This is a genomic window from Empedobacter sp. UBA5528 (assembly GCF_002426075.1).
Classification (GTDB): domain Bacteria; phylum Bacteroidota; class Bacteroidia; order Flavobacteriales; family Weeksellaceae; genus Empedobacter; species Empedobacter falsenii_B.
The window spans coordinates 7915-26546 of the sequence record NZ_DINY01000051.1; the positions used below are offsets into that span (position 1 = coordinate 7915).

Genomic DNA, 18632 nt, shown 5'->3' on the forward strand with positions numbered 1-18632 from the left:
GAAAAAATTGTTCCTGTAAATTCTTTTTGACGATTGAATGGTTGACGCTTGTCGTAAGAACCTGCAACATTTACAAATCCTCCTTTTTCTCCAACTTTTACACCATAATTCACATTCGCTTGAAAAGTTTCGCCATCAAAATTATCTTCTGCATTTTTCGAAAGATTTCCTCCATACGAAATTGACGCGCGTAGTTTATCTGTCGAATCTTCCAAGACAATATTAATCACACCTGCAATCGCATCAGAACCATATTGAGCCGCGGCTCCATCTCGAAGAATTTCAATTCGTTTAATTGCAGAAGTTGGTATTGCATTCAAATCTGTACCGACAGAACCTTTACCAAACGAACCATTAATATTAACCAATGATGTTGTATGACGACGTTTTCCATTAATCAAAACTAATACTTGATCTGGTCCTAAACCGCGCAAAGAAGCAGGATCTATATGATCTGTTCCGTCAGAAATAACTTGCGTATTCGAGCTAAAAGATGGTGCTACATAATTTAAGATTTGATTTAACGAAACTTGTCCTACATCTTTTGTAACCTCTTTAATATCTATCACATCAACTGGTGTTGAAGAATCTAATTGTGTACGTCCGACTGCGCGCGAACCAATTAAAACAACTTCGCTAAGATCAGTATCCGAATTGATTGATTGTAAAAAGAAATCTAAAGAAACTTCATTTTCATCAAGCACATTAATTGTTTGCGTCGTTGTTGGCTCACCTATTTTTGAAACAATAATTTCATACTTCCCTGGTTCTAACGTTAGTTGATATAAACCATCTGCATCTGTTGTTGTCGTTATATTCGTTCCTTTTACATTAACCGTTGCTTGATCGATTGGTCCATTTACATCTTCAACCGTACCTGTAACTTTGGTTTGAGCAAATAAAAATGTTCCACCAAAAAGAGCAGTGAGAAAAAATATTTTTTTGAGTGAGTATAATTTCTTGTTCATATTTACAATTTTAAAGTCTAGCAAATTTATAGACTTTATAGAATATAAAACAAGTCGTTTTTAAATAAAATAAAAGAAAACTTTAAATTAATGTTAAACAAAAATTCTATTCTAAAAATAAAACTAATAATAGAATATAATTCTATATAATAAGTAGAGTATTGATTTTTATTAAATAAAATTTCATAAAAAAAGGAGCTCAAATTGAGCTCCTTTTTAAAATATTTGTTGAGAATTGATTATTTCAATTTCTTTTTAACCTCTACAGTTTCGTAAGCTTCGATAATATCACCTACTTGAATATCGTTGAAGTTTTTGATATTAAGACCACATTCGTAACCTTTACTAACTTCTTTCACGTCATCTTTGAAACGTTTCAATGAAGCTAATTCACCATCGTGGATCACAACTCCGTCTCGAATGATACGAATACTAGAGTTTCTGTAAACTTTACCGTCTAAGACCATACATCCAGCAATAGTACCAACTTTCGTTACTTTGAATGTTTCACGAACTTCAATATTACCTGTTACTTGCTCTTTCAACTCTGGAGATAACATACCTTCCATCGCTTCTTTAATCTCTTCGATCGCAGCATAGATAATTGAGTAAGTTCTAATTTCAACTTCTTCTTTTTCTGCAATATCACGAGCAGATCCACCAGGACGAACATTAAATCCGATAATAATCGCATCTGAAGCAGAAGCTAATAATACGTCAGATTCTGTAATTTGTCCAACTCCTTTGTGTAAGATGTTAACAATAATTTCTTCTGTCGAAAGTTTTTGTAAAGAGTCTGTTAATGCTTCTACAGAACCATCCACGTCCCCTTTCAAGATAATATTCAACTCTTTGAAATCTCCTAAAGCGATACGACGTCCAATCTCATCAAGTGTGATGTGTTTTTGTGTACGAATAGTTTGCTCACGTTGTAATTGATCTCTACGAGTTGCAATTTGTTTCGCTTCGCGTTCGTCTTCGTAAACTTTGAACTTATCACCTGCAGTTGGCGCGCCTGCTAATCCTAATATTGTAACTGGTGTTGATGGTCCAGCAACTTTGATATTGTTACCACGCTCATCTAACATTGCACGAACTTTACCATGATGAGATCCTGCTAATACATAATCTCCGATGTGTAATGTACCTGTTTGTACAATAATTGTCGAAACATATCCGCGTCCTTTGTCTAATGCAGCTTCTACAACTGTACCAGATGCTTTACGTTTTGGATTCGCTTTAAGGTCTAATACCTCAGCTTCTAATAATACTTTTTCTAATAAATCTTCTACTCCTAAACCAGATTTAGCCGAGATTTCTTGAGATTGGTAAGTCCCACCCCAGTCTTCAACTAATAAGTTCATTTGAGCTAATTGCTCTTTTACTTTTTCTGGATTAGCTGCTGGTTTATCAACCTTATTGATAGCGAATACCATTGGTACTCCAGCTGCTTGAGCGTGAGAAATTGCTTCACGTGTTTGTGGCATGATTTGGTCATCGGCCGCAATTACAATAATTGCAATATCCGTTACTTGAGCACCACGAGCACGCATCGCTGTAAAGGCCTCGTGACCTGGTGTATCTAAGAACGCTACACGCTTACCACTTGGCAATGTTACGTTATACGCACCAATGTGTTGTGTAATACCTCCAGACTCACCAGCAATTACGTTTGCTTTACGAATATAATCTAATAAAGATGTTTTACCATGGTCAACGTGTCCCATTACAGTTACAATTGGCGCACGAGTTACTAAATCTTCTTCGTTATCGATTTCTTCTTCTTCAGTTGAGATTTCTTCTTCAGCATTAGCAAATACTGCTTCGAATCCGAAATCATCTGCAACTAATTGAATTGTATCCGCTTCAAGACGTTGGTTCATGGTAACCATGATTCCCAATGACATACATGCAGAGATAACTTCTGTAACAGAAACATCCATTAACGAAGCTAATTCGTTAACCGTTACAAATTCTGTTACATGTAAAGTTTTGTCCATGTCTATTGCTTCTTGCTCTTGCTCAGCAAACTCACGACGTTCTTTACGTTTGTCTCTTCTGTGTTTAGCCCCTTTAGATCCTTTTCCTTTGTTAGTAAGTTTATCTAAAGTGTCTTTAATTTGTTTTTTAACATCTTCGTCAGAAAGTTCTACTTGAGGAACTCTTGGTCCACGGTTGTTTCCACCTCTAAAGTTTCCACCACCTTGACGATTACCACCTTGTCCACCTGGGCGATTACCTCCTTGTCCTTGACCTCCTTGACGGTTGTTATTATTTCCTCCTCCGTGGTNNCCTCCTCCGTGGTTGTTATTACCACCTTGGCGGTTATTATTATTTCCTCCTCCGTGGTTGTTGTTACCACCTTGACGATTGTTATTGTTTCCTCCGTTTTCTCCAGCTTTTGCTACATCTTCTGGTTTAACGTTTTTCTGGATACGTTTGCGCTTTTTCTTGTCAGCAGCGTTATTAGCACCTTTTTGATTCCCTTTTTTATCGTCAGTTTTTTTCTTATCAAATTTAGATAAGTCAATCTTTGCACCTGTAAAATTAGGTCCATCTAATTTTGTGTAGACAGTTTCAATTTTTTGAGGTTCAACTGCTGCTACTTCTTCAATTTCTTCTTTCTTCACTTCAGGCTTCGCTTCCGTTTTTATTTCAGGCTTTTTAACCTCTTCCACCTTTTTAGGTTCTTCTTTCTTCACCTCTTTTTTAACTTCCGCCTTAGGTGCTTCCGCCTTTTTAGGTTCTGCTTGCTCTTTTTTAGGAGCTGGAGAATCTTGCTTTTTAGGTTTACCTGTATTATTTATTTTATCAAGATCAATAACTTTTATCACTTTCGGTCCTTTCGGTTCCTCTTTTGATTCAGTTTTAGGTTCAGCTTTTGGTGCTTCCTCTTTCTTGATTTCTTCTTTCTTCACCTCTTCTTTTACCGCAGTTTTTTCTACTTTGGCTTTAGGTTTCAAAGCATCTAAGTCTATTTTTCCAACAGTCTTTGGTCCTTCCAATTCAACTTTCGTCGTTTCAATGATTTCAGGTTTCTTTTCTACTGGTTTTTCAGTTGCAGCTTTTGCTTCTGCTTCTTTTTTCTCAGCGGCTTTGATATCTGAAATTTTGTTAATGACTACTTCACCGGAAGCTTGCTTTTGTTTAGCATCAGATCGGAACTCATTAACTAAAATATCGTAAGTTGGCACATCGATTTTAGAGTTCGGATTTTTCTCTACAGTTTTACCTTTCCCTTCTAAAAAGTCAACAGCTCTATCTATTGATATATTTAATTCTTTTAATACTTTACTTAATCTTATTGTTTCCGACATATGAAGCTAATCTCTTATTTTAATGTTTGCAAATGTATGAATTGTTTATGACTTGAGTATGAATTAATCTTCAAACTCTTCTTTTAAGACACGGATAACGTCTAAGATTGTCTCTTCTTCTAAATCCGTACGCTTGATTAAGTCATCAACATCTTGTTCTAAAATACTTTTGGCAGTATCTAGCCCGATAGCACTGAATGCTTCGATTACCCATGCATCGATTTCATCTGAGAATTCTGATAATTCTACGTCTTCGTCTTGGGCGCCTTCTCTGAAAATATCAATTTCCATTCCAACTAATTTAGAAGCTAAACGAACATTGTAACCTCCTTTACCAATTGCTTTCGAAACTTCGTCTGCATTTACGTAAACTAAGGCTTTGTTTTCTTCTTCATTAATTTCGATATTCGAAATTTTAGCTGGGCTTAAAGCGCGTTGAATAAACAAACTCATGTTGTTTGTGTAGTTGATTACATCGATATTCTCGTTACGTAATTCGCGTACAATTGAATGGATACGAGATCCTTTCATTCCAACACAAGCTCCTACTGGATCGATACGATCGTCGTAAGATTCTACTGCTACTTTTGCTTTATCTCCAGGGATACGAACTACATTTTTGATTGTAATTAATCCGTCTAAAATCTCTGGAATTTCTTGTTCAAATAATTTCTCTAAAAATTTTGGTGATGTTCTAGATAAAATAATTTGAGGTTTTGCTCCTCTCAATTTTACGTCATCTACAACAGCACGTAATGTATCTCCTTTTCTGAAAAAATCTGATGGTATTTGATTTTCTTTTGGTAAAATCATTTCGTTTTGTTCGTCATCCATTATAATCACTTGTTTGTGACGTACATAATGGATTTCTCCCGTAACTACTTCTCCGATTAAACCTTTAAATTTTTCGTATAAATTAGAATTATCATGCTCCATTACTTTAGACACCAATGTTTGGCGTAAAGTTAAAATTGCACGACGACCTAATGCTTCGATCGGAATTTTTTCCGATACTTCTTCACCTACTTCAAAATCTGGCTCAATTTTACGTGCTTCAGATAATTCGATATCTGTTGCGTCGTCTTCTGAAAAACCGTCTTCTACAACGATACGGTTGTGCCAAATCTCTAAGTCTCCTTTATCAGGATTTACAATAATATCAAAGTTATCATCTGTACCATATTTCTTTTTCAAAACACTTTTCAGGGTATCTTCTAAGATTGCCATAAGCGTAATACGGTCGATGTTCTTATCGTCTTTAAAATCTCCAAAAGATTCAATTAATGCAAGATTGTCCATTAAACTTTAATTTTTTTAAAAGGTGACTTTTATAATCGCTTTATTGATGTCAGCGTAATTTATTTTTTCTTTATGTTCTACTGTAATTTTTCCTTTTCCAACAGGTTTTGGTTCGCGCGCTTCCCAAAAAATTGTAACACCTTCTTCATCGGCTTCTACAATTTCGCCTTCCATCACTTTGTCGCTTAATGTAGCTTCTAAAGTTCTTCCTACATTTTTGACAAATTGGCGTGGCATGGTTAGGTTACTTCCTACACCAGGAGAGGAAACCTCTAATGCAAAATCACATTCTTCTCTATCAAGATTGTGCTCTACATATCGGCTTATTCTTACAATTTCTTCGACTGAAAGACCTTCGTCTCCATCTGCTAAAATTACAATTTTATCATCTGGAGTGATTTTCCAATCGATAAGAAACAATGACGGATTTTCCGCTATTGCTTCGTCTATCAGCTGTTTTACTTTATTTGAATCCATATACAACGAAAAAGAGAGCTATAACCAGCCCTCCTCCATTTATTCCTTTAAATTCTTTGCAAATATACGTCATTTTTTTTTATTGACCTAATTTCAACCATTTAATCTGATTAATTCATCAGTTGATATACAAATATTCCGATAAAGATTAACGTTAATATAATGTCGTAACCTGTTGTTAAAATAAATCCTACAAAAGATCCGAAAGCAGATTTTAATGCAACTTTAGGCGAAGCCGCAGTAAAAACCAATTCGCCTAATAATGCTCCCAGAAAAGGACCTACGATAAACCCGATTGGTGGAAAAAATAATCCGATGATTAATCCTACAATAGATCCCCAAATCCCGTATTTGGTTCCACCTAATTTCTTGGTCATGTAAGCTGGTAATAAATAATCTAAAAGCGCACCTAATAACACAAAAAGTCCTGCAATAATTATCGTTCCCCAATTGTAACTACAATCACTACTGAATTTAAAAACCAATAATCCGACCAATGCCAAAGGTGCTCCTGGTAAAGCTGGCAAAACAGTTCCGACCAAACCAACAACCAATAAAATTCCACTAATAAGATTTAGTATACTATCGTTATCCAATATTTTAGTATTTTTAAAACTGTAACTTTGCACAAACAAATCTATTTAAACTCAATTAACAGCTTATGCAAGATAAATCTTTTTATGAAGAATTTTCTGATGGTGTAAAATTTTTTTTCAATCAATATTTCAAAATTGATTTATCCGAAAATCTTTTTACCTTTTTAGAAATTGTTACTTGGATAGCTATTCTTTTTGTGATAGATTTTGTGCTAAGAGTTATTATTCTTCCGCTTCTAAAAAAATTAAAGAATTTCACCGAAAACGATTGGTTGAAGTTTTTGTACAAAAACAAAGTCTTTCTTTCAGCTATTCATCTTGTTCCAATCAGTTTTGCATTAAGCATGAATGTTATTTTGTTCAAGAATGAAGGAAATATTTTTCATGTTGTTCAACGCATTACACAACTTATTTCATTAATCGTTTTTACGCAACTTATTTTCCGAGTTATCAATACAATTATTGATGTGTACAACGAAGAAAATAGTTATACAACAGTTGGAGTGCGAACTTTTGGGCAAATGTTGAAGTTTATTATCACATTTTTTGCGATTATTTCTGGAATAATGATTTTGTTTACGGTTGATAAAAATACAATTATTACCGTTCTCGGAGCTTTAACCGCAGCTGTTTTATTGATTTTTCGTGATGCAATTTTCGGATTTGTTTCTGGTTTGCAAATCTCCTATTCTAAAATTGTAAAAGTTGGCGATTGGATTACCGTTTCCAAAGGCGATATTGAAGGAATAGTAAAAGAAATTAACATCAATTTGGTGAAAATTGAGAAGTTTGATAAATCTATTGCAACGGTTCCTACTGTAGATTTGGTATCGTCTCAGGTAACCAATCATATGGCGATGTTGGCAACTGGAACACGTCAAATAAAACGTTCTGTTTCGTTTAATGTAAATTCGTTTCAGTTTTGTAACGAAGAAATGTTAAATCGTTTCGAAAATATTACTTTAATTCATCATTATATTCAACAAAAACGTCACGAAATCTCTATCTATAATCAAAACATTGAAAATTCTGATTTAGATATTAATGGTAAAAACTTAACCAATATTGGTGTTTTTAGAATTTATGTTGAACATTATTTAAAAAGTTTAAAAACAGTTTCGCAAAATGATCCAATTATCGTAAAACAATTACCTGTTTCGCCGCTTGGAATGCCGTTAGAAATTGGTTGTTTTACAACTTCGGCAAGCAATTTGGAATTTGAAAGAATTCAGTCCGATATTTTCGATCATTTGTTAACAGCTTGTCGTAAATTTGACTTAGAAATTATGCAAAGCATTTCGCTTTCTGATATAAAAAAATTATAATATAAAATCATGACTAAATTAAGTGTTAATATAAATAAAATTGCCACAATTCGTAATGCGCGTGGTGGAAATACGCCAAATCTTGTAGAAGCGGCAATCAAAATTCAGGAATTCGGAGGGCAAGGAATTACGATTCATCCACGTCCAGACGAACGTCATATTCGTTACCAAGATGTGTACGATTTGAAACCTGTTGTAACAACTGAATTTAATATTGAAGGAAAACCGATTGATAGTTTTATGGAATTGGTTTTAAACTCAAAACCAGAACAAGTTACCTTGGTTCCTGATGCAGAAGATGCGATTACATCAAATGCTGGTTGGGATACAATCAAACATTTTGATTATTTAACTGATGTAATTAAAACCTTTAAAGACGCTGGAATCAGAACATCTATTTTCTTAGATCCAAATCCTGCTTTAATTGAAAGTGCTGCAAAAACTGGTGCAGATCGAATCGAATTGTACACAGAAGAATTTGCAACGCAATATGGTTTAGGAAATCTTGAAGCAATCAATCCATATAAAGAAACAGCTAAATTGGCAATCAAAAACGGCTTGGCTGTAAATGCTGGACACGATTTGAGTTTAGATAATATTGAATATTTTATTCGTGAAATTCCAACAATTGCAGAAGTTTCTATTGGTCATGCATTAATTTCTGAAGCTCTATATTTAGGTTTAGAAAATACAATACAAGCGTATTTACGTAAAATTGAATTAGCAAATTTGTAAAAAATGGCAGAAATCTTACATAGTAAAATTGTTGGTTCTGGTGAAAAACATTTATTGGTTTTTCATGGATTATTCGGGCAATTGGATAATTGGAGCACATTAGGAAAACATTTTGGTGAATATTTTACGACACATTTGATTGATTTGCGCAATCATGGACGTAGCTTTCATAGCGAAGATTCTTCTTTGGAAGCGATGACGCAAGATATCGTGAATTATATGGATGCAAATTCTATTGAAAAAGCACATTTGTTGGGACATTCGCTTGGCGGAAGAATTGTGATTGATTTTGCGATGATTCATCAAAATAGATTAGATCATTTGATTGTTGTGGATATGGCACCAAAAGCGTATCAACCTCATCATAATGCGATTTTCAAAGCGTTGAAATCTGTTAATTTTGATCAAGTTGAAACTCGAAAAGATGTAGAAACGACTTTGGAACAATATATTCCTGAAATTGGTGTGCGACAATTTTTGTTGAAAAACGTTTACCACGCCGATAATGGAAAATATGCTTTTCGATTCAATTTAGATGTTTTAGATAAATTTTACCAAGAAATGGTTGGTTCTGAATTGTTAAAAGGCAAATTTGATGGTCCAACTTTATTTTTGGGTGGTGCAAATTCAAATTACATTATGCCAGAAGATGAAATGATTATCAAGGAACGTTTTCCAAATGCGGAAATCAAGAAAATTGCAAATGCAGGACATTGGTTACATGCCGAAAATCCGAAAGATTTTACAGCAGAAGTTTTAGATTTCTTGTTGAATAAATAAAAACAAAAAAGCGAAATTCTAAATTTGAATTGCGCTTTTTTTTATTAAATTACATCATTATTCAATTAAACTGATTATGAATGTCTAAAGCTAAATTTTTAATAATTTTTCTATTATTTTGGAATATTACTTATTCCCAATCTATTGATGATTCTTTTTCGCAGACAAAAATGCAAAAGGATTTAAAGATTTTTAAAGATATAAGGATTAAAGCTAATTCAGGTTTATACAAATACAGAACAAAATCAGAAATTGACAGCATTTATAATTGGGCAGAAAAAGAAATTAGTAAATCTTCTACTTATCGAGATTTTTACAATATCATTTGTACATTAACTGACTATGAAGGTAGTTTGCACAATGACACTGAATTATCTAAAAATAATTTAAAAATATTAAAAACAGAATTATCTGGATATTTTCCTTTTCCTTTAAAAAAGATAGATAACAAATGGATTATCAACTTCGTAAACAATGCTATTTCATTGGGTTCTGAGATAATTTCTATCAATAATGAAAAAATTGAACATGTTGAGAAAAATTTATTCAAATACTACACAACAGATGGTTATAATACAACTGGAAAAAATATTGGTTTAAGCACTCATTTTTCTAAATTTTATAGATTAAATTATGGCCTAAAGAATAATTTTATTGTTGAATACAAATTACCTTTTTCCAATCAAATTTTAAAAAATACAATAGAAAGTATTGGTTATGCTGATTATTATAAAAATTTTAGAAACCGATTTTCAAAACCCTATGATCAATTTTATTATGCTAATTTGAAAGAAAATGAAAAGTATTCCTTTAAGATAATAGATGCTTCGACTGCTATTTTAACAATTCATACATTTTCTATGGGTGATGAAAAATCAGAAGAACATAAAATTTATAACGAGTTTCTAAATAACACATTTGCTGAAATTAAAAATAAAACCATTACAAATCTTATTCTTGATGTACGAAACAATGGAGGAGGAACAGATCCTAATGATATTTTAACTTACTCTTATTTAACTTCTCGAAATTTTCAAGAAAATAAACAAGCTTGGATTAGCTTTAAAAAAATTCCATTTTTAAAATATTATAATTTAAACGCTCCAAAATTTATACGTCCTTTATTTGTAGGAAAATATAATAAAGAATTACAGGTAATTTTTCCAGAGAATAGAAATGATGCATTCTATGAAAACGAAAAGAGCAATGATCATAAAATTTGGTCTCCAAATTCAAATGCCTTTCAAGGAAAAATATACTTACTCATTAGTCCTGCTGTTGCTTCTGCTGGAAGTTTATTTGCTTCTATGGTAGCAGGAAACTCAAATTGTATAGTTATTGGAGAAGAGTCGATGGGTGGATATTATGGTCATAATGGTCATACGCCTTTTGAATATAAATTACCTTATTCAAAAATAATCACATCTTTTTCTATCGTTAATTTAGAACAAGATGTTCCTAAAAAAGATAAACAAAAATACGGAAGAGGAATTATTCCTGATTATCAAATTTCTCAGACCTTAGATGATTTCTTAAATCAAAGAGATACACAATTAAATTTCACGATTGATTTGATAAAAAAATAAAGATTTTTGAGATTCTTCATTTCGCTAACGCTACATTCAGAATGACATTTTCTTGATTGATATTTTAGAAGAATCTAATTTTTAAAAACAAATTGTCAAGATTTAAAACCTTGACAAGGTGTTTTAACTCAATTTATTTTCTCTCAACAACGACCAATAAATCATAGTTGAATCTCGACTCAATTCAGTGAAATTTAGTTTTGTTAAAAGTTTCGTTGAACCAATATTTTCTATCAAACAACAAGCGGTTACTTCTTCCAAAGTTTCTTTTGTAAATGCCCAATTTATCAATTCCGCAGCTGCTTCAACGGCAAAACCTTGTTTTCTTTCTGCTTCGATAATTCCATAACCAATATCACAACTTCTTCCAACAAAATTATAACCTTTAAAACCAATGTCACCAATTATTTCTCGTGTTGATTTCTTGATAATCATCCACGATTCGAAACCTGTTGGTGCGTCAACTTTAGACAAGTTCACAATAATTCGAGGCAATGTTTCAATTACATCTGCATCAGGCCAACCTTTTCCTTTAACTAAATTTAATTGCTCTAATTCGGTATAATTATTTTGTAATATATTTTCGCAAATGGAAATCGTGAACGGCATCAAAATTAATCGTTCGCTACACAATTCCGTTACTTGTAAACTTTCTAAATGCATAATTGATGAAATTTTATAACTTCAAAATGTATCAACTCATCTTTCATTAATTTTTGAGAAGAATAAATCAACAATTCAATGTTTTTGAATGTAAATCTTACCAAATAATCTCTTCCCTGAAATTTTGATGAAATTACTTTTCCTTCGAATTTTCCATTTTCTGAAATTGTAATTTCTTCTGGATAAATCACAATTTTAGACGAATCAATTCCTAAATCTTGCGAATCATCCAACACATTTACATAACCAAAAAGTTTGGCCACATAAGCTGTTGCAGGAGAATTTCGCACATTCTCGACCTCATCATACTGAATCATTTTTCCGTTTTGCAAAACTAAAATTTTATCCGAAGTATAAAAAGCATCATTCAAATCATGCGTTGTAAAAATCACTGTAATTTGATGCGCTTTACACCAATCCATAATTTTTTCTCGAATGGTTAATTTTAATATTTGATCTAAATTAGAAAAAGGTTCATCCAACAACAAAATTTCGGGTTGTTGTGCCAAAGCTCGTGCAATAGACACACGCTGTCGCTGACCACCACTCAACTTATTCGGAAAAATATGTTTATACTCTAACATTTCAACAACCGTTAACGCTTCGTCAATTTGTTGTTGTTTAAGCTCTAAATCAAAATTACTTAAAAATTTCCCGACATTCTCACCAACCGTTACAAAATCTAACAAATCATAATCTTGCGCTACGTATTTCATCATCTTATGACCTGGAATCAAGTTATAAGCAGGTCCGCGTAATTTTTTGGTATGATAGTAAATTTCTCCTTCTTTAAAATCCAACAATCCATAAATCAATTTCAGTAAAGTTGATTTTCCACTTCCACTTTCTCCGATAATACTTACCACTTCGCCTTTGTTAACTGCAAAATTGATGTTATCGAGTACTTTTTCTTCGAAATCTGGATAATTATAACTGAGTTGTTTTACGTTTAGCACGATTGAATAATTTTTCTTATGTTTGGCTAAGGTATTAGATTTATTCAATATGAAATAATTGTTTAATTATTTCATTTATTGATATAAATCAATATCAACTATTAATTTATATTATAGTTTTGTAAAAGAAAAAATTAAAAAAAGCAATATGAAAAAATTATTCTTAGGATTGGCTGTTGTTTCTGCTGTTGCATTAACTTCTTGTGGAGGAAAAACTGAAACTAAAGCTGCAACTGAAGCTCAAGAAGGAGCAACATCAACTGAAGGAGCTGCAGAATATGCTGTTGATACAACTGCATCTGTTGTAAATTGGAAAGGTGGAAAAACTTTTGACGATATTAACAAACCAGAAGAAGGTCACTACGGAGTTGTAAAATTAAAAGAAGGTTCTGTAAAAGTACACGACGGAGTTTTAGAATCAGGAAAATTTGTTGCTGATTTTGCTTCTTTCGAATCTAAAGATTTAGATGCTGATGCAGAAAGCAAAGGAAAATTAGACGGACACTTAAAATCTGCTGATTTCTTAGACGTTGAAAAATTCCCAACTGCAACTTTCGAAATTACAGGAGTTAAAGCTTTAGAAGGTGGAGATTACAATTCAGAAATTTCTGGAAACTTAGATTTCCGCGGAGTTCCTAAAAATGTTACTTTCAAAGCTAATGTAACTGTTGATGCGAATGGTGTTACAATCAAATCTGAAGAATTTGGAATTAACCGTAAAGATTTCGGAATTGTTTTCACAGGTGGTGGAGGATCTATTGTAAAAGACGAAGTTTTATTACAAGTAGATTTATCAGCTAAACCAGTTGCTGCAACTGAAGAAGCTGCAAAATAATCGAATTGAATATTCATAAAATAATAGAAGCCATTTATCTTAGATAGATGGCTTTTTTGGTTTAGAGGCGAAAAAATATAATTTCTCTCATTTTTTTTGTGATAATTAATTGAACTTAATTATATTCGTACTCATAATTAATAACATACATTAACAAAACAATGAAAACAATTAAGTTCTTCCATCCGGATGAAACATTTAATTATAATATTGAAAAATCGTTATGCAAAGTCGTTTTTCAAGGAAATAAAAAATGTTTGTTGGTCGAAATACATTCGACTGATGACTTAGAACACGTAGAAGGCGATTCGTTACAAAACGATTTTCCTCAACTTTCTTTATTTATTGATGATTTTCCTTTGGATGTAGAATCTGTAGAGGAATTAAACGGTAAAAAAGTTTCTATTCCTTACGGTTTTGCCGAGGAAGAAGACGAAGAAGGTGAAACTGTGGAAGTATATTACACAACGTTGAATGTTTCGGAAGAAGATTACGAAACGGTAAACAACGAATTAACTTTTAGTGTAAATGACAAAGGAATTTTGACCTTGAATTGGAAAGGTGAAGTGCAAGATTTTGTAGAAGAATCTGAAAAAGATATTCCTTTCGAAATAGAATGTACATTTGAAGAATTCGAATTCTCAGAAGACGATTTTGAATAAAAAAATACAACAAAAACCTCTCAATTTTGAGAGGTTTTTTTAATCACTATAAATTATGAAAAAGTTCACTTTAACTCATCGATTATTACATTGGACAATCGGAATATCGATAATTATGCTTTTCTTAACTGGTTTTTTGAGAATGGAATGGATGAACAAGAAAAATCTTTCTGCTTTGATTACTAATGAAGTTTCAAAAGAAGGTTTAAACATTTCTGATGCTACTTTAAAAACAATTGGAAGAAGTTCTTTAGAACCAATGTGGCAATGGCACGAAATATTTGCTTATATCGCTTTGGCTCTTTTTGCTGTCCGAATTGTTTATATGCTGGTAAAGGGAATCCGATTTCCTAATCCTTTGAAAAGTCATTCAACATCTGAAAAATTTCAGGGAATAATTTATATGATTTTCTATTTGTTAATGCTAATTAATATTGTGACAGGATTTTATTTAATGTGGGGAAATGGAACTTACAAAGACCCTATGGAAGAAGTGCATAAAACTGCAATTTATTGGTTTCCTATCTTCTTTCTCATTCATCTCATAGGAGTTATTATCGATGAAGTCAATAAAAATTCTGGAATTGTTTCTAAAATGATAAATGGTAAAGATTAAAAATAAAAAAGACACTTTATAAAGTGTCCTTTTTATTTAAACATTTGATATATTTTATCTTTTTCGTAACCTTCGATAGTTACTTTTTGATCAGTACTATAAAATGTATATTCTCTACGATTATCCGTATCTATAATATAATTCGGAAAAGATTTATTTGGTCTTCTCATTCTTGCTTCTTTGAGATTTTTTCGATCCTTGTTAGAAATCAAAAAAGTCTTTTTATCAAGAATCAAAAAGTAATATTCTTTTTCTAAAGAATAATAGTTGCTTGAAGATTTTACAGCTAAGATTAATTTATTATCCTTTACTTGATAAGTTCATTCTACAAAGCCATAATTAGCATCACTCCTTAGTTTACCATTTTTATCAATCTCTCCAAAACAGCTAAGAAAAACAGACTTGTATTGGAATTGATTATTGTTAAACAATTTCAATTCAAAGTTGCTATTAAAACCTTCTAATTTAAAGATTAAAGGAGTGGTCAATACTAATTTATCTTGCGCTTTTGTATTAATTGCAAGTAAAAATAATAATCCAACCAATAGTTTATTCCACAAATTCATATAACTGATTAACAATTATATAAATTTAAAGAAAATTATTTTCCTTTCATAAAAATCCAAGCCAATAAACCCCAACCGATAATCATGAATAATCCTCCAAGTGGCGTAATTGGTCCTAAAAATTTAAGGTTTGCATTCCAATGTTCTGCGAATGACAACAAATAGATACTTACAGAAAAAACAAATGTTCCGGCAATTAAACACCAAGCTGCAGAACGTTCTAATCCGTTATTAAATTGAAAATACATTCCAACAGCTAACAAAACAATTGCGTGATACATTTGATAACGTACTCCGACTTCAAAACTTGCTAATTTTTCGGCTGGTAAAATTTTCTTGAACGCATGAGCTCCGAAAGCGCCTAATATAACCGCCGTCATTCCGTATAATGAAGCAATTGTCAACACAAGATTTTTCATAAATTATCTCTTTTTATTTTATTCAGATTTCTTTTTTCCAGCCACAAAATCTTTCAAATAATATGGCTCGAAATACGCAACATCTTCAAATGATTTTTGATTAAACTTTTCTTCCGCAACACGAATCATATCTTTTGCCGACGGAAAAGTTTGTATAAACGTAGCATCCAAATGCGCTAAAACTTCTTGACATTTTTCTGCTCCATCACCCACAAAAATAATTTTCTTTCCTTTCAATTCTTCAAAAGAAGTTTCGTCGATTACTTTCGCTTCAGTTTCTGTCAACTGATTTCCTTGCTTATCAAACAAAGCTGTATAGACTTCCATTCGTCTTGCATCAATCATCGGAATGATATAATCTGCCTCTTGATTTAATTGTGATTCCGCCAAAATTTGCAACGAATTAATTGCCATAAGTGGAATATCAGATCCATATGCAAAACCTTTGGCAGACGAAACGCCAATACGTAAACCTGTGTAAGAACCTGGGCCTTTTGAAACACAAACCGCCTCTATATCTTTCCAATTTATTTGCGCACCTTCCACGCACCAATCCACAAACTGATTCAGTTTTTCGCCATGTGCATAATTTTCATCACTTTCTTCAACCAAACATAGTTGAACGCCATCTTTAGCAATCGAAACCGAACAATTTTTTGTTGAAGTTTCTAAATTTAAGATTGTTGCCATGCTGCAAAGATACATCACGAAAGTTAGATGATTTATGTTTGATAAGATGATTTTCTTTCGGAAATGGAGAAAATAGTTAGCTTTAATCGATTTGTTTGACCAATTCTAATCTGTTCACAATAGAATTTTGTTCTAAAATAGTTCCTGGAGAAAGAACTGCATTTGCTCCAATTTTTGAATCGTCTCCTACCAAAGCTCCAAATTTCGTTACACCAGTTGAAATAATTTGATCGTTGACTTTTACAGAAATATTTTTATCAACACGTTCATTGTAATGATTCGCACAAATAGAACCAGCCTCAAAATTTACATTTTCACCAATTAAACTATTTCCAACAAAATTGAAATGTGCTATTGCAGATTTTTCAAAAAGAATTGCTTGTTTTACTTCTGATCCCGGACCAACAATAACCGAATTCGCAAGAAAAATTGGTCCACGTAAATACGCATGCGCTCCGATAAAACAATTTTCTGAAATAATAATTGTTCCTTTTAGTGTAACTCCTTTCTCTACAGTTGTAGATTTATGAATCGCAACATTACCTTCGATCCTATAATCATCAGATAGTTGCTGAATTTTATTCGTAAGAATTTCTTCTTAATTATCTACGATTTCCCAAGGTTGCTGATTTGCATTTTCTGGAAAGTGAGACAAAAAACTTTTTATGTAATCTTGAATATTTATCATTTTTAAATTTAAAAAATCTAGAAATAAATTATATCAAAAAAAGGTTATTAAAATAGTTAAACCTCTATTTCTCCTCCAACGTAATTGGAACGCCTGCATAGAAATCTAATATTTTTTGTTTGAAAATGTAGTTGTATTTCGCTTGTAACATTTGCGATTCTGCCACCATCATGTCATTACGCGAACGGTTAAAATCATATTGATTAATAACTCCAGCATTGTAAGATTTTTGCGCAAAATCGTATGAAATTTTCGCGTATTTTACCGCTTCTTTCGATGAATCGTATGACGCATAAGAACTATTTACTTCGAAATAAGCCGACTGAACGTTTTTCAACACATCTTGTTTCGATTGTAAAAGATCAACTTTTGCTAAATCCTCATTGATTAATGCTTTCTGAATATTAATTTTATAGGAATATTGATTCCAAATTGGAATACTCACACCAACTCCAAAAACGCCTGTTACATTATGTCCTAATTGCTCTAATAATGCATCTTGACGTAATCTTTTATTGAAATATTGTAGATAATTCGTTCCGAAATTGAAACTTCCTGTCACTTTTGGAAATAATGAAGTTCGCGCGATTTGAGTTTCTTTCGCAGCAACATCAATTTGCAATTCGGCATGTTTTACAGAAGGTTGATTTTGATAAGCCGTTTCCACCACATCATCTAAATTATACAATTGAGACGTTACATTATCTGGAATTTTGACATCAGTTACAGCAAAATTTCGGTAATCATTTAATTGCAACAACATCGCTAAATTGAACAATGCACGCTCTATTTCGATTTGTGCATTTACCACTTCACGTGTATTTGTCGCGACTTCAGATTCAGATTGAGCAACAACAGATTGAGCTACTGAACCAGCTTTGAATTTCTTTTGATTTTGATCCAATAATTGTTTCGAAATAGTTAGATTTCCTACTGCAACTTGTTTCAATTCTTTGTTCAATAAAACCGCCAAATAATAATTTGCAACTTGTAACGAAATATCATTTATCGTCATCGCAGTTTGTACTTTCGACGCTTCTAATTCCAAAGCAGCTTTGTCTTTATTCAATTGAACAACTCCACCATTGTAAATATTGATGCTAGATTGTACGCCAAATGAATGCGCAAATTGATAATATCCCTTTTCTATTGTTGGATTATAAGTTCCGATAGTAAAGTTAGTATCTACATAACCCGAAACCGTTGGCAACCAAGCATTGTAGGTTAATTCTAAATTTTTATTAAAAATTTCTTGGTTGATGGTATTCTGTTGAACAGTCAAATTATTTTTCGAAGCATATTCAATACATTTTTCAATTGTCCATCCTTCTTGGGCAAACGAAGGAAGAGAAGTAATAAATAGTAAAGTAAAAAATAATTGTTTCATAGACTATTCTTGTCAGAAAATTAAAGATATAAAATAAGTCGAATTTCTAACCAAAATGTTACGAAAT

At 32.2% G+C, this 18632-nt stretch carries 21 protein-coding genes (1 of these 21 running past the window's edge); 8 read left to right on the forward strand and 13 right to left on the reverse strand.

What is annotated here, in order from left to right:
• From B4L98_RS11250 to B4L98_RS11270, 5 genes are all read right to left on the reverse strand, one after another.
• On the reverse strand, positions 1-968 hold the 5' portion of the coding sequence (locus tag B4L98_RS11250; protein WP_291078238.1) for a TonB-dependent receptor. Its footprint begins 13 nt before the window's first position; 968 of the gene's 981 nt are visible here — the first part of the coding sequence; the start codon lies at positions 966-968; its stop codon lies off the left edge, out of view.
• A 239-nt stretch (positions 969-1207) separates the two neighbouring features.
• Positions 1208-4285: a translation initiation factor IF-2 gene (gene infB / locus B4L98_RS11255; RefSeq protein ID WP_291078239.1), complete on the reverse strand. Its 3078-nt coding sequence runs from the start codon at positions 4283-4285 to the stop codon at positions 1208-1210.
• 63 nt (positions 4286-4348) lie between these two features.
• On the reverse strand, positions 4349-5584 hold the full coding sequence (nusA, locus tag B4L98_RS11260) for a transcription termination factor NusA (protein WP_114997920.1): 1236 nt from the start codon (positions 5582-5584) through the stop codon (positions 4349-4351).
• Positions 5585-5599: 15 nt separating this feature from the next.
• Positions 5600-6061 carry a ribosome assembly cofactor RimP gene (rimP, locus tag B4L98_RS11265; RefSeq protein ID WP_291078240.1) on the reverse strand — a complete coding sequence of 154 codons (462 nt, stop codon included), beginning with the start codon at positions 6059-6061 and terminating at the stop codon, positions 5600-5602.
• Positions 6062-6171: 110 nt separating this feature from the next.
• A complete protein-coding gene (locus B4L98_RS11270) occupies positions 6172-6657 on the reverse strand; it encodes a DUF456 domain-containing protein (protein WP_291078241.1) in 486 nt (161 codons plus the stop codon).
• Between the two features lie 65 nt (positions 6658-6722).
• On the opposite strand from B4L98_RS11270, the gene B4L98_RS11275 reads away from it, so the two are divergent.
• From B4L98_RS11275 to B4L98_RS11290, 4 genes are all read left to right on the forward strand, one after another.
• Complete coding sequence (locus tag B4L98_RS11275) at positions 6723-7982, forward strand: mechanosensitive ion channel family protein (RefSeq protein ID WP_221854250.1); 1260 nt, start codon at positions 6723-6725, stop codon at positions 7980-7982.
• 9 nt (positions 7983-7991) lie between these two features.
• Positions 7992-8717 carry a pyridoxine 5'-phosphate synthase gene (locus B4L98_RS11280; RefSeq protein ID WP_291078243.1) on the forward strand — a complete coding sequence of 242 codons (726 nt, stop codon included), beginning with the start codon at positions 7992-7994 and terminating at the stop codon, positions 8715-8717.
• Between the two features lie 3 nt (positions 8718-8720).
• On the forward strand, positions 8721-9497 hold the full coding sequence (locus B4L98_RS11285; RefSeq protein ID WP_291078244.1) for an alpha/beta fold hydrolase: 777 nt from the start codon (positions 8721-8723) through the stop codon (positions 9495-9497).
• 170 nt (positions 9498-9667) lie between these two features.
• Positions 9668-11083, forward strand: coding sequence for a S41 family peptidase (locus tag B4L98_RS11290; RefSeq protein ID WP_291078245.1), 1416 nt, complete (start codon positions 9668-9670; stop codon positions 11081-11083).
• A 123-nt stretch (positions 11084-11206) separates the two neighbouring features.
• Here the strand turns inward: B4L98_RS11290 and B4L98_RS11295 are convergent, their stop codons facing one another.
• Both B4L98_RS11295 and B4L98_RS11300 read right to left on the reverse strand, forming a co-directional pair.
• Positions 11207-11746, reverse strand: a complete 540-nt coding sequence (locus B4L98_RS11295; protein WP_291078246.1) for a GNAT family N-acetyltransferase — start codon at positions 11744-11746, stop codon at positions 11207-11209.
• Positions 11737-12750 (reverse strand): ABC transporter ATP-binding protein, encoded by a 1014-nt coding sequence (locus B4L98_RS11300; protein WP_291049661.1) that lies wholly within the window; start codon positions 12748-12750, stop codon positions 11737-11739. Before B4L98_RS11300 ends, B4L98_RS11295 begins: the two co-directional genes overlap by 10 nt.
• 100 nt (positions 12751-12850) lie before the next feature.
• On the opposite strand from B4L98_RS11300, the gene B4L98_RS11305 reads away from it, so the two are divergent.
• The 3 genes from B4L98_RS11305 (at position 12851) to B4L98_RS11315 (ending at position 14815) form a co-directional block, all read left to right on the forward strand.
• Positions 12851-13537, forward strand: a complete 687-nt coding sequence (locus B4L98_RS11305) for a YceI family protein (RefSeq protein WP_291078247.1) — start codon at positions 12851-12853, stop codon at positions 13535-13537.
• Between the two features lie 161 nt (positions 13538-13698).
• Entirely contained in the window at positions 13699-14199 is a 501-nt protein-coding gene (locus B4L98_RS11310; protein WP_291078248.1) for a hypothetical protein, read from the forward strand.
• 55 nt (positions 14200-14254) lie between these two features.
• Positions 14255-14815: a cytochrome b/b6 domain-containing protein gene (locus B4L98_RS11315; protein ID WP_291078249.1), complete on the forward strand. Its 561-nt coding sequence runs from the start codon at positions 14255-14257 to the stop codon at positions 14813-14815.
• A 32-nt stretch (positions 14816-14847) separates the two neighbouring features.
• Here B4L98_RS11315 and B4L98_RS11320 read toward each other — a convergent pair whose 3' ends face one another.
• From B4L98_RS11320 to B4L98_RS14710, 5 genes are all read right to left on the reverse strand, one after another.
• On the reverse strand, positions 14848-14985 hold the full coding sequence (locus B4L98_RS11320) for a hypothetical protein (RefSeq protein WP_291078250.1): 138 nt from the start codon (positions 14983-14985) through the stop codon (positions 14848-14850).
• 150 nt (positions 14986-15135) lie between these two features.
• Positions 15136-15381, reverse strand: a complete 246-nt coding sequence (locus tag B4L98_RS11325; RefSeq protein WP_291078251.1) for a hypothetical protein — start codon at positions 15379-15381, stop codon at positions 15136-15138.
• Between the two features lie 35 nt (positions 15382-15416).
• Positions 15417-15800, reverse strand: a complete 384-nt coding sequence (locus tag B4L98_RS11330) for a DUF423 domain-containing protein (protein WP_280049058.1) — start codon at positions 15798-15800, stop codon at positions 15417-15419.
• An 18-nt stretch (positions 15801-15818) separates the two neighbouring features.
• Entirely contained in the window at positions 15819-16490 is a 672-nt protein-coding gene (gene tsaB / locus B4L98_RS11335) for a tRNA (adenosine(37)-N6)-threonylcarbamoyltransferase complex dimerization subunit type 1 TsaB (RefSeq protein WP_291078252.1), read from the reverse strand.
• Positions 16491-16572: 82 nt separating this feature from the next.
• On the reverse strand, positions 16573-16683 hold the full coding sequence (locus tag B4L98_RS14710) for a hypothetical protein (RefSeq protein ID WP_291078253.1): 111 nt from the start codon (positions 16681-16683) through the stop codon (positions 16573-16575).
• 148 nt (positions 16684-16831) lie between these two features.
• Here B4L98_RS14710 and B4L98_RS14610 point away from each other — a divergent pair, with 148 nt between their 5' ends.
• On the forward strand, positions 16832-17020 hold the full coding sequence (locus tag B4L98_RS14610; protein ID WP_313349031.1) for a hypothetical protein: 189 nt from the start codon (positions 16832-16834) through the stop codon (positions 17018-17020).
• A gap of 222 nt (positions 17021-17242) precedes the next feature.
• Here B4L98_RS14610 and B4L98_RS11345 read toward each other — a convergent pair whose 3' ends face one another.
• Positions 17243-18565, reverse strand: a complete 1323-nt coding sequence (locus B4L98_RS11345; RefSeq protein ID WP_291078254.1) for a TolC family protein — start codon at positions 18563-18565, stop codon at positions 17243-17245.
• Positions 18566-18632: the final 67 nt, after the last annotated feature.

Bases quoted from the DNA above. Each gene is read 5' to 3' on its own strand.
- nusA (WP_114997920.1), bottom strand. From the start codon at position 5,584: ATGGACAATCTTGCATTAATTGAATCTTTTGGAGATTTTAAAGACGAT.
- rimP (WP_291078240.1), bottom strand. From the start codon at position 6,061: ATGGATTCAAATAAAGTAAAACAGCTGATAGACGAAGCAATAGCGGAA.
- B4L98_RS11275 (WP_221854250.1), top strand. From the start codon at position 6,723: ATGCAAGATAAATCTTTTTATGAAGAATTTTCTGATGGTGTAAAATTT.
- B4L98_RS11280 (WP_291078243.1), top strand. From the start codon at position 7,992: ATGACTAAATTAAGTGTTAATATAAATAAAATTGCCACAATTCGTAAT.
- B4L98_RS11285 (WP_291078244.1), top strand. From the start codon at position 8,721: ATGGCAGAAATCTTACATAGTAAAATTGTTGGTTCTGGTGAAAAACAT.
- B4L98_RS11290 (WP_291078245.1), top strand. From the start codon at position 9,668: ATGCAAAAGGATTTAAAGATTTTTAAAGATATAAGGATTAAAGCTAAT.
- B4L98_RS11295 (WP_291078246.1), bottom strand. From the start codon at position 11,746: ATGCATTTAGAAAGTTTACAAGTAACGGAATTGTGTAGCGAACGATTA.
- B4L98_RS11305 (WP_291078247.1), top strand. From the start codon at position 12,851: ATGAAAAAATTATTCTTAGGATTGGCTGTTGTTTCTGCTGTTGCATTA.
- B4L98_RS11310 (WP_291078248.1), top strand. From the start codon at position 13,699: ATGAAAACAATTAAGTTCTTCCATCCGGATGAAACATTTAATTATAAT.
- B4L98_RS11315 (WP_291078249.1), top strand. From the start codon at position 14,255: ATGAAAAAGTTCACTTTAACTCATCGATTATTACATTGGACAATCGGA.
- B4L98_RS11320 (WP_291078250.1), bottom strand. From the start codon at position 14,985: ATGAGAAGACCAAATAAATCTTTTCCGAATTATATTATAGATACGGAT.
- B4L98_RS11325 (WP_291078251.1), bottom strand. From the start codon at position 15,381: ATGAATTTGTGGAATAAACTATTGGTTGGATTATTATTTTTACTTGCA.
- B4L98_RS11330 (WP_280049058.1), bottom strand. From the start codon at position 15,800: ATGAAAAATCTTGTGTTGACAATTGCTTCATTATACGGAATGACGGCG.
- tsaB (WP_291078252.1), bottom strand. From the start codon at position 16,490: ATGGCAACAATCTTAAATTTAGAAACTTCAACAAAAAATTGTTCGGTT.
- B4L98_RS11345 (WP_291078254.1), bottom strand. From the start codon at position 18,565: ATGAAACAATTATTTTTTACTTTACTATTTATTACTTCTCTTCCTTCG.